The 14,805-nt window shown below is 63.8% G+C and carries 15 protein-coding genes; 10 read left to right on the top strand and 5 right to left on the bottom strand.

Annotated features, from left to right (window positions below):
* Positions 1-49: 49 nt before the first annotated feature.
* Positions 50-1,912, bottom strand: coding sequence for an extracellular solute-binding protein (locus AUL34_RS16720; protein WP_061936115.1), 1,863 nt, complete (start codon positions 1,910-1,912; stop codon positions 50-52).
* Positions 1,913-2,183: 271 nt separating this feature from the next.
* On the opposite strand from AUL34_RS16720, the gene AUL34_RS16715 reads away from it, so the two are divergent.
* Positions 2,184-2,729: an invasion associated locus B family protein gene (locus tag AUL34_RS16715; RefSeq protein WP_082653448.1), complete on the top strand. Its 546-nt coding sequence runs from the start codon at positions 2,184-2,186 to the stop codon at positions 2,727-2,729.
* Between the two features lie 67 nt (positions 2,730-2,796).
* On the opposite strand, the gene hspQ is transcribed toward AUL34_RS16715, so the two are convergent.
* A complete protein-coding gene (gene hspQ / locus AUL34_RS16710) occupies positions 2,797-3,135 on the bottom strand; it encodes a heat shock protein HspQ (RefSeq protein ID WP_061936109.1) in 339 nt (112 codons plus the stop codon).
* 9 nt (positions 3,136-3,144) lie between these two features.
* Positions 3,145-4,368, bottom strand: a complete 1,224-nt coding sequence (locus AUL34_RS16705) for a UbiH/UbiF family hydroxylase (protein WP_061936106.1) — start codon at positions 4,366-4,368, stop codon at positions 3,145-3,147.
* A 123-nt stretch (positions 4,369-4,491) separates the two neighbouring features.
* On the opposite strand from AUL34_RS16705, the gene pcsA reads away from it, so the two are divergent.
* The 5 genes from pcsA (at position 4,492) to AUL34_RS16685 (ending at position 9,376) form a co-directional block, all read left to right on the top strand.
* Positions 4,492-5,250: a phosphatidylcholine synthase gene (pcsA, locus tag AUL34_RS16700; RefSeq protein ID WP_061936405.1), complete on the top strand. Its 759-nt coding sequence runs from the start codon at positions 4,492-4,494 to the stop codon at positions 5,248-5,250.
* The gene (locus AUL34_RS16695; protein WP_061936104.1) at positions 5,247-6,224 is read left to right on the top strand and encodes a quinone oxidoreductase; all 978 of its coding nucleotides are present in this window, start codon (positions 5,247-5,249) and stop codon (positions 6,222-6,224) included. The genes pcsA and AUL34_RS16695 overlap by 4 nt, the downstream gene beginning before the upstream one ends.
* A 990-nt stretch (positions 6,225-7,214) precedes the next feature.
* Positions 7,215-7,541, top strand: coding sequence for a hypothetical protein (locus tag AUL34_RS16690; RefSeq protein ID WP_370539055.1), 327 nt, complete (start codon positions 7,215-7,217; stop codon positions 7,539-7,541).
* 24 nt (positions 7,542-7,565) lie between these two features.
* Complete coding sequence (locus AUL34_RS22375) at positions 7,566-7,778, top strand: hypothetical protein (protein ID WP_156420967.1); 213 nt, start codon at positions 7,566-7,568, stop codon at positions 7,776-7,778.
* Between the two features lie 350 nt (positions 7,779-8,128).
* Positions 8,129-9,376, top strand: a complete 1,248-nt coding sequence (locus AUL34_RS16685) for an MFS transporter (protein WP_061936101.1) — start codon at positions 8,129-8,131, stop codon at positions 9,374-9,376.
* A 4-nt stretch (positions 9,377-9,380) separates the two neighbouring features.
* On the opposite strand, the gene AUL34_RS16680 is transcribed toward AUL34_RS16685, so the two are convergent.
* Positions 9,381-9,671: a DUF3572 domain-containing protein gene (locus tag AUL34_RS16680; RefSeq protein WP_061936098.1), complete on the bottom strand. Its 291-nt coding sequence runs from the start codon at positions 9,669-9,671 to the stop codon at positions 9,381-9,383.
* Positions 9,672-9,801: 130 nt separating this feature from the next.
* On the opposite strand from AUL34_RS16680, the gene AUL34_RS16675 reads away from it, so the two are divergent.
* The 3 genes from AUL34_RS16675 (at position 9,802) to AUL34_RS16665 (ending at position 11,557) form a co-directional block, all read left to right on the top strand.
* Positions 9,802-10,008 carry a hypothetical protein gene (locus AUL34_RS16675; RefSeq protein ID WP_061936095.1) on the top strand — a complete coding sequence of 69 codons (207 nt, stop codon included), beginning with the start codon at positions 9,802-9,804 and terminating at the stop codon, positions 10,006-10,008.
* Between the two features lie 62 nt (positions 10,009-10,070).
* The gene (locus tag AUL34_RS16670) at positions 10,071-11,180 is read left to right on the top strand and encodes an HWE histidine kinase domain-containing protein (protein WP_061936093.1); all 1,110 of its coding nucleotides are present in this window, start codon (positions 10,071-10,073) and stop codon (positions 11,178-11,180) included.
* An 80-nt stretch (positions 11,181-11,260) separates the two neighbouring features.
* Positions 11,261-11,557, top strand: a complete 297-nt coding sequence (locus tag AUL34_RS16665; RefSeq protein ID WP_061936090.1) for a hypothetical protein — start codon at positions 11,261-11,263, stop codon at positions 11,555-11,557.
* A 305-nt stretch (positions 11,558-11,862) separates the two neighbouring features.
* Here the strand turns inward: AUL34_RS16665 and AUL34_RS16660 are convergent, their stop codons facing one another.
* Positions 11,863-12,201: an SOS response-associated peptidase family protein gene (locus AUL34_RS16660; RefSeq protein WP_370539054.1), complete on the bottom strand. Its 339-nt coding sequence runs from the start codon at positions 12,199-12,201 to the stop codon at positions 11,863-11,865.
* A gap of 140 nt (positions 12,202-12,341) precedes the next feature.
* Here AUL34_RS16660 and AUL34_RS16655 point away from each other — a divergent pair, with 140 nt between their 5' ends.
* On the top strand, positions 12,342-14,729 hold the full coding sequence (locus AUL34_RS16655) for a diguanylate cyclase domain-containing protein (RefSeq protein ID WP_061936087.1): 2,388 nt from the start codon (positions 12,342-12,344) through the stop codon (positions 14,727-14,729).
* Positions 14,730-14,805: the final 76 nt, after the last annotated feature.

Here is a 14,805-nt window from a genome sequence, read left to right as displayed (position 1 = left end):
CAGGTCAATCCGGAGAACGACGATGGTGGGTGCCGGGCTCAGCGCACTCTCAGCTCTTCTCGTCCGAGATCCAGAAGGCGGGGAGGTAGTAGCCCGTCAACGGGGTGACCTCGGGATGATGGACGTTCGACCAGCGCGCCATCCACTGCTCCGGCACATAGTAGAGCGGCACGACGTAGAAGCCGGAAATCAGAAGACGGTCGTAGGCGCGCACGGCCGAAACGAAGTCGTCGCGCGAGCGTGCCGCGACCATCCGCTCGATCAGCGCGTCCACGCCGGGATCGGCGACGCCGGCATAGTTGAAGGACCCCGGCCGGTTTTCCGCGGACGAGCCCCAGCGGTTGATCTGCTCCGCGCCTGGCGACAACGTGCCCGAGAAGGCGGAGATCAGGACGTCGTAGTCGAAGCTCTGCTTGCGTTTTTGATACTGCGCGTCGTCTACCTGACGCACCGTGGCGGCGACGCCGATGCGCGACAGGGTGCGCGACCAGGCGAGGGCGATGCGCTGCTGGTCGGTCGACTGAACGAGGATCTCGAAGGCGAGGGGCGAACCGTTCGGCGCGACCATGCGCGTGCCGTCGAGCTTGAAGCCTTGCGACTGAAGAAGGTCGAAGGCCTCCCGCAAGACCTTGCGGTCGGCGCCCGTTCCGTCAGCGACGGGCTGGCGGAAGCTGCCGTCGAGGATCGCGGGGTCGATCTTCGCGGCGTAAGGCGCCAGGATGTCGCGCTCCAAAGTGTCGGCCGGACGGCCGATGCTCGATAGCTCGCTGTTGTCGAAATAGCCGCTCATGCGGGTATAGGTGTCGTAGAACAGGTTGGCGTTCGCCCATTCGAAGTCGAACACCATGCCGAGCGCGCGCCGAACCTCGGGTTCGGCGAAGACCGGGCGTCGGCCGTTGAAGAAGAAGGCGTTGAGATTGGCCGGACGCCCGTTGGCGAACGTGTCCTTGACGACTTTTCCTTCGGTGACGGCAGGGAAGTTATAGGCCGTGCGCCAGTGACGCGGGTTCGGCTGCTGATAGAGGTAGACGGACGAGAGCCCTTTCTTGAAGGCCTCGAACTGGGCGTTCTGGTCGCGGTAGTACTCGACGATGATCTGGTCGTGATTGTCCATGCCGCGTTTGGTCGGCAGATCCTTCGCCCAATAATCAGGATTGCGGCGATAGACGATGCGTTGGCCAGGCTCGACCCGCTCCACCAGATAGGGGCCGGAGCCGATGGGCGGCTTCGTCGTGGTTTGCGTGATGGTCGTGGCGTCGAAGGCATCCGCCGGCAGGACCGGAAGCCCCGCGAGAAGCAACGGCAGTTCACGGTCGGCTTTATCGTTAAACGTGAAGCGCACCCCGTTCGGCTCGACGCGCTCGATCCTGGCGACCTTCGACAGCCAGTTGGAATATTGCGGACGGACGCTTCCCTGCACCTTCAGGAGATCGGCCGTTGCGATCACGTCCTCCGGCCGGATCGGGCGCCCGTCCGAGAATTGTGCGGCGGGGTCGAGCTGGAACTCGACGAAACTGCGCTCGTCGTCGGTCTCGACTGTCCTGGCGATCAATGGGTAGAGCGTGAAAGCTTCGTCCATCGAGCGCTGCATCAGCGGCTCGTAGACGAGATTGCCGAATTCCTGGTCCCCGAAGATGCCGCGCGCTGTGGTGAGGGCGCCCCGCACGCTGACGGGGTTGAGATTGTCGAAGTCGCCGAACACGCCGTAGACCATCCGCCCGCCTTTCGGCGCGGAGGGTTCGGCATAGGGGAAATGGTCGAAGGCGGCGGAGAGTTTCGGCTCGCCCTGCATCGCGATGGCATGGCTCGGCTCAGCCAGAGAAGCCGACAGGTTGAGCCCAGAGATCAGCACGCACAGACCGGCGGAAGCCAGACAGTTTCGCCCGGTCGAGGCCATCCGTTGCAGTCTCATGGTCGCAGGCACTCCATCCATTTCGAGCCGGAAACTATCGAAATGCGAAAGTCTTGCCTACCTCTCGCTGGGCTGGCGCAAGCTTCGCGCAGGTCTTCAAACGGCCGTATTTGCAGACGACCGCACAGGTCGCTATGGAAGGCGCCGACCGGACAGAGCCATTCCGCCAACGAAGGATGCACAACCCGTGAGAACCCGCTTTTCCGCCCGCCAGCGCGCTGCCACGATCGCCGGCCTCGCCCTTCTGGCTGCCGCTCCGGCCACGGGCGCCATGGCCCAGGCCCAGCAGGTCCCCGCCGAATGGTTCAAGGTCTGCTCCAAGCAGGGCGACAACGAAATCTGCAACACGCAGTACACGCTGATCGCCGACACGCGTCAGCTGATCACCGCGGTCAACCTGATCAACGTCAACGGCAAGGTGAAGCAGAAGGTTCTGCAGACCGTGGTGCCGACGGGCCGCGTGATCCCGGCCGGCGTCCAGCTTCAGATCGACCAGAACAAGCCGCAGACGCTGAACTACTCCGTGTGTTTCCCGGATCGGTGCATTGCCGAGGTCGAGCTGTCCGACGCGGTCGTCAACTCGATGAAGAAGGGCACTACGCTGAAGGTCACCTCGGTGAACTTCCAGCGTCAGCCCAACCCGATCTCGATCACGCTGTCCGGCTTCACCGGCGCCTACGACGGTCCGGCTCGCGCCGAGCCCGAACTGGCGCAGCGCCAGCAGCAGCTGAACGAGGCCCTGCAGAGCCAGGCTGAAGCCCGCCGCCAGCGCTTCGAAGACGCGCAGACCAAGGCCAAGGAAACCGCAGCGCAGTAAGACGCGGCGCGGATGAGATTGAGGAAACGGCGGTCGATGGGCCGCCGTTTTCGTTTGAGGCGGGGCCTCAGTTGAGGTTCGCCTCCTTGAGCAGATAGACGCCGTTCACCGGTCCGTCGAATATCTCGGCGATCTGCGGATGGCGCACCGGGCCGCCTTCCTCGTCCGCGAGAAGGTTCTGCTCCGATACGTAGGCGACGTACTCGGTTTCCGCGTTCTCGGCGAAGAGATGATAGAACGGCTGGTCCTTCCGCGGCCGCATGTCCTCGGGAATGGACTCGTACCATTCCTCCGTGTTGTCGAATTCGGGATCGACGTCGAAGATCACGCCACGGAACGGAAAGAGCCGGTGGCGAACGATCTGACCTATGGAAAAGCGGGCGGTCTTGGACTGGCGGGAACTCATGTTCCGGCCTTACCCGGAAGCACGCTGCCCCGGCAAGAGCGTGCGCACTCGCCCAAGGGCGCCAGCGAAACCAGCCCCTGGTTCGACGCCTTCCCGCATCAAGGCATGGCGCAGCGCCGGGACCGCCGCCAGCGTGCCCAGCCCCACGGCGCGCAGCGCCTGGACCGGAAGGAAACCGGTCAGCAGCGAGCGGTTGAGGAGATCGACGGCGGCCGTGCGCGTGGCGACGTCCGTTCGCCGACGTGCCTCGTATGCCGCCAGCATTCCGGCGCCACCCGGATCGTCGCGATGCTCCATGGCGCACGCGAGAAGCGCTTCCACGTCGCGCAGGCCGAGGTTGAGGCCCTGCGCGCCGATCGGCGGGAAAACGTGGGCGGCTTCGCCGACCAACGCGCAACGCCGAGCCGCGAGCCGGCCGACACTCGCTCCCGACAGGGGGAAGCTCTGGACCGGATCCTCGACCGTCACGGCTCCAAGGATCGAGTGCAGTCGGCGTTCGACCTCTTCCGAAAGCCGCTCCGTGGGCAACGCCTTCAGCCGATCGGCATTCTCCGGCGTCTCCACCCATACGAGCGAGGATCGGTGACCGGGCAGGGGAACCTGCGTGAAGGGCCCCGTCACCGTGTGGAATTCGGTCGAGACGCCATCGTGCCCCTTCTGATGCCCGAAGTTCAGAACGAGGGCCACCTGCGGGTAGCTCCAGGCGCGGACGGGCGCTTGCATGGCCGTCCGAACCACGGAGTTGCGCCCGTCGGAGCCAACCAAAAGTCGGCAGACGATCGAACGCCCGCTTTCGGTGACGACGGTGGCGTGGTCCTTGTCCAGATCGACCGAGACAACCGGTTCGTCGATGCGCAGAAGGCGGTCGGAGTAGACGTCGCCTTGCACACGAAGGGTCTCGAGGAGGTCCGCGTTGAGGACGTTCAGCCCGAAATAGGGAAGGCCGATCTCGGCGGCACGAAACTCCACCGTCGCAGCGCGCAGCAGACGGCCCGTGTCGTCCACCAGCCGCATGGCGAACATCGGCTGCGCCCGTCCCTCCAGAGCAGGCAGGACGCCGAGCCGCTCGAGGAACCGAATGGACGGACCGATCAGCGCGGTCGAGCGGCCGTCCGTGCGCGACGGGGCGGCGATCTGGACCGTGTCGAAGCCAGCCTGAGCGAAGGCCAGCGCCGCGCTGGCACCGGCGAGCCCGCCGCCGACGACGCAGATTTCATGACGCGATGGGTTCAAACGTCGCACTCCTGCGGTTTCCGAACGGTCGATGTCGGGCTCGGCAGCGTCTTTCAACACATTCGGGAGATACGCTCGGCGTCCCGGATGGCAATGGCCCGATGCGTGGGTTACTTGACGAACATGTCGATCGAAAAAGCGAAGCGCGTGTTGGGAACAGATTTCAAGCAGTGGCGTCCGTTCACCGTCCACCTGCTGACGGCAAGCGGCGCGTTCTGGGCGTTCATGGCGCTGATCGCCGCCGCGGATCGCCATTGGGTCGACATGTTCGCCTGGCTCGGTCTTGCGCTGTTCGTCGATGGGATCGACGGCCCCCTCGCACGACGCGTCGACATCAAGCGCCGACTGCCGAACTGGTCGGGCGATATGCTGGATGCGATCATCGACTATTCGACCTATGTCCTGATCCCGGCCTTCGCGCTCTACCAGTCGGGGATGATCGGGCGCCCGCTGTCGTTCGCCGCCGCGGCCCTCATCGTCATCACCAGCGCCGTCTACTATGCCGACACACGGATGAAGACGAAGGACAACTTCTTCCGCGGCTTCCCCGTGACCTGGAACATGGTGGTTTTTACGCTGTTCGCGGCAACGCCCAACGAATGGACGGCCTTCGTCTTCGTGCTTCTCTGCTCGGCCACAACCTTCCTGCCGATCAAGTTCCTCCATCCGGTACGGGTGGTTCGACTGCGCGTGTTGAACCTGACGATCCTCGGCGTCTGGTGCGCACTCGGCGGCCTGGCGATGCTCTATGCCTTCGATTCCCCGGTCTGGGTGAGGGCCGGCATCCTGCTGTCGGCGCTGTACCTCTTCTCGATCGGCGCTATCCTGCAAATCCTCGACCGTATCCGGGGTCGGCCCGTCGAAGAGGTGTCCTACGAATGACCCATGCCATGGTCGTAGACGCGATTGGCGGACCCGAGGTGATGACGTGGCGGCCGTTCGACCCGGGCGCGCCGCGCGCTGACGAGTTGCGCGTACGCCAGACCGCGGCAGGCCTGAACTTCATCGACGTCTACCTCCGGAACGGCACCTACAAGGCGCCGACCTTTCCCTTCGTGCCGGGCAAGGAGGGCGCGGGGGTCGTGGTCGCCGTCGGTTCCGACGTTCGCGGCTTCTCCGCCGGCGATCGGGTTGCCTACAGTGCCGCCAGCGGCACCTACGCCGAGGAGATCAACGTTCCGGCCGCCATCGCCGTCCGCATTCCGGAAGCCATCGCCGACGACGTCGCCGCCGGCATCATGCTCAAGGGAATGACGGCGGAATATCTCCTGCGTCGCACCTTCCCGGTCGGGCCCGGGCACACGATCCTCATTCATGCAGCCGCCGGAGGCGTCGGTCTGATCGCCGGGCAATGGGCCAAGCACCTCGGCGCCACCGTGATCGGCACCGCGGGTTCGGACGACAAGGTGCGCCTTGCGCTCGACCACGGCTACGACCATGTCGTGAACTACCGCACGGATAATTTCGTCGAACGCGTGGCCGACATCACGGGCGGTGCGAAATGCGACGTCGTCTACGATTCGGTGGGGCGGGATACGTTCCCCGCCAGCCTCGACTGCCTCAAGCGCCGTGGGTTGTTCGTCAGTTTCGGGCAGTCATCCGGTACCATTCAGAACTTCGACCTCGCGCTCCTCAACCAGAAGGGTTCGCTTTACGCGACCCGGCCCAGCCTTTTCGGCTACACCGCGACGCGTGAGGAACTCGAGGCGAGCGCGGGCGCGCTCTTCGAGGTGGTGCGAAGCGGCGCGGTGAAAGTGCGGATCGACCAACGCTATCCGGTCGAGGACGCCGGTCGCGCGCATCGGGACTTGGAAGGCCGCCGCACCACGGGCATCTCGATCTTAACGGTCGGCTGACTACGGCGCTAGGAGCGGCGGGGCCGGCACAGCGCAGTTCGTCAAACGGCGCGGTTCAGAATCCAGATCGCAATACCGATGTTGCCGAGGATACCGACGACGGCGATGAGCCCTATGGCAAGCCAGATGGCGGTGCGGCGGCGGTCAGGTCTGTCGGTCAATGATCAACTCCGATGGTGCGAGGCTCAACCGATCGGCTCGAATGGGCCTTCGATCGGGTGGGCGCGGTCCCGAGGGTATGATCGAACCTTCGGACATCACCACCTCGTAGCCTCGCGCGCCGTTCCGCATCGAGGATGCCTAACATATCCAACGCGGTCATGCTGTCCGGTTGACCTTGCCAACGACGAAGCGGTAAAGCCAAAAGCCGCAGCGGTTCGTGAATCCGCGTGCCGACGTGACAAAATCTAAGTCCTGAACGGACGTCGCGATGCAAGTCGCAGAGGCTTGGATGGGTGGCCGAGTGGTTTAAGGCAGCGGTCTTGAAATTCGGTTGCGGGCGTCCGAGCCCGTACCACCTCATCCGCCAATATGCTGGTTTGTCTGGCGTTATTGCAGCCAACGTCCGTTACCGTATTGTTCTGTTCTGCTCTGTGCTACCGAGTTGGGTAGCAAAATGGTAGCAGCCCGTTCACGTCATGTTCGCTCTAAAGCGGATGCGTACCTAGCGTGCGGATCGCCGAAACCGATGTCGGCTGAGAGGCCTTTTGTCCGTCGACTTTCGGCAACCAAGGTCCATGTTCCCATAGCGACGATTCAAGAGGCGTGACATGTCGAACGATCGTTATGACCTCCTGTTGAATGAGACCGGGACGTGGTCAGTCATCGACCTTTCGACCATGTACCCTGCGCATCACCGCAACCACGTGATGGTTCGTATGAGTCTGGACGAAGCGGACGCGGCAGCGGACATGCTCAATCGACTTCAGCGATGCTCGAAGCGAAATGCTTACGTGGCCTGAGCCGCGACCGGTACAAACCGAAGGCGGTATGGAGCCCACCGGCTCGCTGCTTGGGGCGGTCGCTTGGCAACCCGAGAAGGGATCCCAGACGATGACTCAAGATGTTCCCGAACTCGAATTCTCACCGCTCGGTGGCGTCGTCACCGAGGATGACATTACGGTTCAAGTGCACATCTACCGTATCGTCGGCAGCACCGACGGGTGGGCTCTCGAGGTGGTTGATCATGAAGGTGGTTCAACAACGTGGGAAGAGCTTTTCCCAACGGCCGAAGAGGCTCATCGGCAGTTCATGCTGACGAAACAGTTCGACGGCATTCGCTCATTCGTCGAAGGCGAAGCGCCTACGATTCACTGATATAAATCGGAGGGTTCGACGATCATGGCCCAGACGGAAGTGGTGTATCAATCCTCCAATGGTGACGACTGGCTCGTAGAACGCAACGCGTCAGGTGAGGTCGTGATGGTGATACACCGTGCCAACCGTTCTTCGGGCGGAACGGAGACCCGACGGCTGGTCGAGGACTTTCTGGAGCGTGGCGGGGGAGGGCCTGAGGTGGCCGCGGTGCGCACTCAACTCGACAGAAAGTTTTGAGAGGGCAGGTCCTCCTTACGTAACGAACCGCATCGTCAGGCAAAGCCGCTGAGGCTGCGTCACCCGAAGCTGGTAGTGCTGCACTACCCAGCCCCATCCTCGTCTTCATTTACCGTGCCGAGCCCGTCGTAAACTCACATCGAAGCTGCGGATTGCCTAGACCACTGGCGCCAACGGACGGCCTAGCGTTCTAGAGTGCCCTAAACTGTAGGAACGCAGCCTGAATGCCGACAATGTTCCGTCCAAACACGTCTGCCTCCTCCATTGGGCACAAAACCGTCAACCCGACGCTATAAGAGAGGGTATCGCGGGCGACCCCGCCACTCGCAGTCACTGTCCTGAAGCGGTCCATGCGCACCAGCCTCCTGCCGATCGTTTCCCTACTTATCTCCACCTTCTTCATGATGGCCGGCGCGGGTCTCCAAGGCATTCTCCTACCGGTGCGCGCCTCCCTGGAAGGTTGGAGCCCCTATGAGATCGGCCTGATGGGCACAAGCTACGCGGTGGGCTTCACGCTGGGCTGCGTAGTGATGCCGTCGATCGTGCGTTCCGCCGGACACGTGCGAACCTTCTCGGCGCTGGCGGCGCTGCTTGCCATATCGGTGCTGCTGCATGGGCTGGCGATTGATCCGATTGTGTGGATCACCGTGCGCGGCCTTGCCGGCTTCGCACTGGCCGGCTCCTACATGGTGATCGAGAGTTGGCTGAACGAGCGCGTGACCAACGAGACCAGGGGCCGAGTGTTCTCCATCTACATGATCGTCTCGATGGCCGCGATGATGGGAGGTCAGTTTGCGATGCCGCTGGCTGACCCCGCGCTTCCCGCTGCCTTCATGCTCTGCGCTATCCTCTACGCCGCCGCGGTGATTCCCAATGCCCTGTCCCGTGCGCCAAGCCCGAAACCGTTGACGCAGGTGCGTCTTGACCTCAGCAGCATCTACCGGAACTCGCCTGCCGCGGTGGCGGGTGTCTTCCTGTCCGGCATCTTGTCGGGCGCTTGGGTCAACATGGCTCCGGTCGTCGGCCAGGAAATCGGTCTGTCCACGGCTGAGATTTCGACCTTGCTTGTGGCGACGATGGCAGGCGGGGCCGTGTTCCAGGTGCCACTCGGGCGACTTTCGGACTGGATCGATCGCCGCTACGTGCTGGCGCTGTCCGGCGCAATCGGTGCGAGCGTAGCGTTCACGGCCTTGACCTTCTGGTCTACCGACGCCCTTGGCCTTTTCGCCATCGCCTTCGTGATCGGCGGCGTGATCTACCCGACCTATTCCTTGGCCGTAGCTCATGCCAACGACTTCGCCAACCCGGCTGACTTCGTGAAGATTTCGGGGGGCCTGCTGATCCTCTACGGTTTCGGCACCATGGGGGGCCCGATGCTGGCGGCCTGGCTGATGCAGACCTTCGGACCCAATGGCGTCTTCATCGCCACCGGCAGCGCGCATCTGACCCTTCTCCTCTATACGATGGTCCGCATCACTCGCCGGAGCGCGCGGCCTGCCGACGAGCGGCCTGACTTCCAGTCGGTGCCGATGGCGCGCACCCAGACCCCCGCGTCCATCATACTCGATCCCCGGGCCGACGCTGCGCTGGAACGCTAGCGCTCTATACCGGGCCGCGGTCCAGCATCTGCCTTGCAACTTGGACGGCCTCGAGCGGCGTGCCGGTCGCATGGCTGAAGGCAACGACGTCGTTCTCGTTCGCCAGCAAGAAGTCGAGCACGCCGACGAGGAAGCCAGGGTGGCTGGCGGCCCAGCGGATTCCATCGGCCTCGATGCCGGTCAGGTCCAGGAACCGCCGCATCAGGTCTGGCTCAATGGCGATGTAGCCGAGCGCGTCGATTGCGATCTGGTCCGCGTCGATGGCAGCGGGCTTGGCGAGGCGGCGGTCGAGCATGTGAGGCGGCGGTCGAGCATGTGAGGGGCTCCGATCTGATTCCTAATCCCGAACAAAATGGGAACAAAAGCTTCCTCGCGACCGTCTTCGGAGTCATCATCCACAGAGCGAATCGCCAAAGGAGCGGACGATGTCGAAGCTGGCCGAACGGATCACGGACCTGCCGTTGAAGGACGATCTCAACGAGGCGGCCGGCGAAGCGCTGCAGGTGGCCGGCGGCGATCCGATGGTAGCGATCAAGGTGCTGATCCTTGGCCAGCGGTCGCTGCATGAGGCGTATGCGGATCGGATCTCGGCGGGCTGCGTGCGTCGGAGCTTGCGTCACACAACGATTTAGCGTTCGACCGAAAGGATCGTTGGTATGTAGGTTACGCTGGCAGAATCCTCGACGAGTGCGACGTGCAACACGACTTCCAGTCCGACATCGATCTGATTCAGAGCATCCCGGCTGTCCACTCGATTCTCGACGTCGTCTGCCGGACCACAGGGATGGGCTTCGCCGCGGTCGCCCGGGTCACCAAAGACCGATGGGTCGCATGCTCAACGCGTGACGACATCGGCTTCGGCTTGGCGCCGGGCGGAGAGCTGAAGGTTCAGACGACGATCTGTCACGAGATCCAGGATCATCGCGAGCCGGTGGTCATCGATAACGTCGCGGAGGACGAGCTCTACCGTGGGCATGCGACGCCGGCGATGTATGGCCTGCAGAGCTACGTCTCGTTCCCGATCATCCTCGCCGACGGACGATTCTTCGGCACGCTCTGCGCGATAGATGCGAAACCCCGAAAGCTGAAGAACCCCGACACGATAGGAACCTTCAAGCTATTCGCCGACCTAATCGGCCAGCACATCGGCGCCTTTGACCGGATGGCCGAGATGACGCGGATGGCGGACGAGCGACGGGACTGGGAGCGGCAACAGCGCATGCTCCAGCGCGAACTTGTCCACCGCATGAAGAACACGCTGGCGATGATCCAAGCAATCGTCACACAGAGCCTGCGGAACGCTCCTTCTCTCGATCACGCCGCGAAGGTCGTCGGGGACCGTATCCAGGCGCTGGGTCGCGCGCAGGACGCCCTGACGGAGGCGAATTGGGAGACGTCGGACATCCGGGACGTCGTCGAGGCTGCTCTCGGACCGCACAAGGACGGCGGAGGCCGCTTCGCGATCGAGGGGCCACCGATCGAACTGACGGCGCAGCAAGGCATGGGACTGGCCCTGGCGATCCACGAGCTGGCCACGAACGCGGCGAAGTACGGTGCCCTGTCGAACGAGCGCGGACACGTCTTGGTCGCGTGGCAGCACGTGGACGGGCGCTTCCACTTCCAATGGGAGGAGGACGGCGGTCCTACCGTCGTGACGCCGACGTCCAAAGGATTCGGATCGCGGCTGACCGAGCGCGTCGTCCCGAGCTACTTCCAAGGCACAGCGATAATTGAATACGCGGCGTCGGGCCTGCGCTACCGGATCGATGGCGATCTTGTAGGTTTCCATCCACCTCACGATTAGTGCCATCTGGGAACTCGCTGGCAGCGCCGCACCTTGTTCCTTACACCTCCAGATCATACCAACGTCTGCGACCACTCCACATGCCACATCGAAGCCACTTACCGATCGCCGTCGTCTATTCGGACGAGGCGGCGCTGTCGGCTCTCACCTTCGAGCGGCTAACGGAGATGCTCCGCGAGTGCGACCGTTGGTTCGAGAACATCGAGACCTTCCGAGAAGCGATCGAGACACCGGCCGGGCGAACAGAGTTCAATGTGCTGACACGTCATGATATCGCGACTGCGACGGACGCGAGAAGCCGTCTCCGGCGCGCCCTCGATCGACAGCAGGACGAGCTGCGGCGCGAACTCAGGCCGTGGGGCCCGGCGGAGGGATAGCACCCTTAAGTTCCAAGGCGTTGTCCAACAAGGTCTGCCATTGGCGGGCGGCCGCAAGATGGCGCTTCCTGACCTGCGGTAGGGTCGCTATCTCCGCTGCGGCCAAACAGGCGGCGAGCCGGGCCCGATAGACGTCTTCGCCGTCCATCGTGCTTCGCTGTCCTTTCGCATTAGCCGCTTGATATTCTCTGCGGCGCGCTCCCAAGCTTCAAGCCGCCGCCCTTCGGAGATGACCGGAGGAACATGCACCTTGCGGACGCCATGCGCGCGTCGGGCCAGGAAGGTCCGCCAAGAGTTGTCGCCGCTCATGACGCCTCGCCGGCGCGCTTTTGGCCGCTGGCGACGATCTGGAGGACGTCGTCGGGCAGAGGCCGCTGAAGCTTCGACGCCTCCGACCTGTCCGCCCGCATCCACACGTCGAACTTTTCGGGCCCCGTCAGGATGACGGGCATGGCCTTCGGATGGATCCGCCCAACCACGCCGTTGGCGTCGGTGGTAAGGAACCCGTAGGCGTCGCCCGTGATCTCATCCTCGGCTTTCTTCCGGGTGCTGGTCCATTCAGTCCAGACGCCCGCGAAGGTCATCAGCGGGCGGTCCTCGTTTGCGGCGATGCGGAGGCGGCCGTGCCTGGCGGACGCCAGCAACTACTCGATGGGGCAACTGCACCGTCGAGGCGGCCTGCGACGGTAACGCGATCGCTACCACCGCGATGCTACGCAAGCCTTCCTGGCGTTCGCCAACAGGCGTCGCAGGGCATTCATGATCGGGCCGAGGGCTGGAATCGATGTCCAAACAGTCGGGCGGCCGCTTCTGGGTCCTTCTCGCCGCCATTCTGGCCGGCTTCTGGTGCGCATCGGGCTGGGCCCTTCTCGAACTGCGCCGCGACAGTTACGCGATCGCCATGGCCGGTTCGCGCAACCTCCTGGCCGTGCTGTCCCAAGACATCGAGAACAGCCTCTCGGCTTACGACCGCATCCTTTCCGATGTGACGGCGAAGCTAGACGGCTCGAAGCTCGTTGCGCTCGGTCCCGACGCACAGCAACGCTACCTCTTCGACGAAGCCTTGGTGAAGCCCTATTTCACTAGCCTCCTCATCCTCGACGCGGCAGGCAACGTGGTGCGGGATGCAGGCGCCTTCCCCCACAGGACGGAGAACTTTTCCGATCGGGACTATTTCCAAGCGCAGCGCGACAGCGCCTCGCCTGGGCTCTCTGTCAGCCGGCCGTTCCAACGAAGGCTGACGGGCGACGATCTGGTAATTGCTCTCAGCAGACGGATTGAGCGCCCGGACGGCTCATTTGCTGGCGTGGCGGTCGGGACGGTGCGGCTCGACTACTTCCGGGACCTCCTCCAGCGAGCGCATCTTCAGCCGCGGGACGCGATCAACCTGTTCTCAACCTCGGGCGTCCTCCTCATGCGCATGCCGTTTCGCGAGGACCAGATCGGCCGCGACCTCTCGGGGACCGACAACGTTCGACACTTCATCCGGGATCACGACGGGTCCTTCTCGGGCGTTGCAGCAGTCGATGGCGTTCGACGCGTCTACACGTTCTCGCATGTCGGCAGTCTGCCCCTGATCCTCAACGTGGCTTTGGACGAAGAGGCAATCTACGCCGGCTGGCGGACCCGTGCCGCGCAGATCGCGGGCGTCCTTGTCCTCCTTTCCATCCTTGCCGTTACCCTTGGCCTTCGCATGAGGCGCGAGCTCATCCGTCGCACGAAGGCCGAGGCTGTGGCGTTGAAGGCTGAGGCGGCGGCCCTCCGAAACGAGACGCAGTACCGGCTGCTGGCCGACAACGCGACGGACATGATCGTGCGTCTCGACCATACGCTGACGCGGCGTTACGTGTCGCCTGCCTGCCGCAGCGTACTGGGATACGAGGCCGTGGAGCTTGTCGGACACAGGAGCCGTGACCTTATCCATCCCGACGACTGGCCGTTGGTCGAGGGCATCGTGACGGCGGCACGCGAGACGGGTGAGCCGGCAGAGGCCACTTATCGCCTGCGTCACCGAACTGGCCGCGATGTCTGGGTCGAGGGGAGGTACGGGTATATGCCGGGCGAAGACGGCTTCCTCGTCGTCCTGCGCGACATCTCGAAGCGGAAAGCTGCGGAGGTCGAGCTCGAAAAGGCCCACGCGGAGCTGAGGGACCTAGCCAGCAAGGACGGACTGACCGGACTGGCGAACCGTCGCCGGTTCGACGATGTCCTGGCCCATGCATGCGAGGCGGCGAGCGATGCTGGGGGCAGCCTGTCCCTGCTTCTTCTCGATGTCGATTACTTCAAGCGGTACAACGATCGTTACGGCCATCAGGCTGGCGACGAATGCCTGCGCCGGGTTGCTGAGGCCGTCGCCGGATGCGTGCGATCGAACGATCTCGTTGCTCGGTACGGCGGTGAGGAGTTCGCGGTCGTTCTCCCCCATGCGGATGACGTCACGGCTCGCGCAGTCGCGGAACTGATCAGAGATGCCGTGCGCCAGCTCGCGATCGCCCACGAGGGAAACCGGGACGCGGGGGGTGCTGGTGTCGTCACGGTAAGCCTTGGCTGCACGACCTATGGTCCGGGCTCTGTCGACGCGGTGACCCCGGACGAACTCGTTCGACGAGCGGATGCCACGCTCTACGAAGCGAAGCGGACGGGGCGGGACCGGGTAATTGCCACCGGCGACATGCCGAGCAATCCCACGGCGCCGATCGGTCCTAGGGAGGAGCAGCGCCTTGCAGCGGTAAGCCGCGTGAGAACGCGTCTTCTCGACGACGATCGGGTGGCGATTCTGAATGCCATGGCTCGGGATGCCGCCGGTATCATGAATGCCCCGGTCGGCTTCGTCTCCTTGGTGGGCGCTGAAGACGTCTGGCTGATCGGCCGAGAGGGCATCGATGCGCAGGTCGTTCCCCGCGACATCGCCTTCTGCTCACATACGATCACGGGGTCGGAACCGATGATCGTCGAGGATCTCAAACGCGATTCCCGCTTCGCGCAGAACCCTCTCGTCGCCGGCGAGCCCAATCTCCGGTTCTACGCAGGCGCGCCTCTTCTCGATCCCGGAGAGGGCCTATGGCTCGGTGCCGTTTGCGCGATCGGACCTGAAGTCCTCGACAGTCCCACGGCCGCCCAGCGCGACGCCCTGAAGCGACTGAGCCAAGCAGTTGCCGAATGCTTGAAGTGACGGCTGTCAGGGAAGGACGAGCCTTATCGCATGGGCACTCCGGCAGCAGCCCGTGCAAGAGTGGAGAACGAATTCT

Source organism: Aureimonas sp. AU22 (genome assembly GCF_001463745.1).
Lineage (GTDB): Bacteria > Pseudomonadota > Alphaproteobacteria > Rhizobiales > Rhizobiaceae > Aureimonas.
Note: the sequence above shows the minus strand (reverse complement) of the source record. Positions and strands in the feature narration are given on the sequence as shown.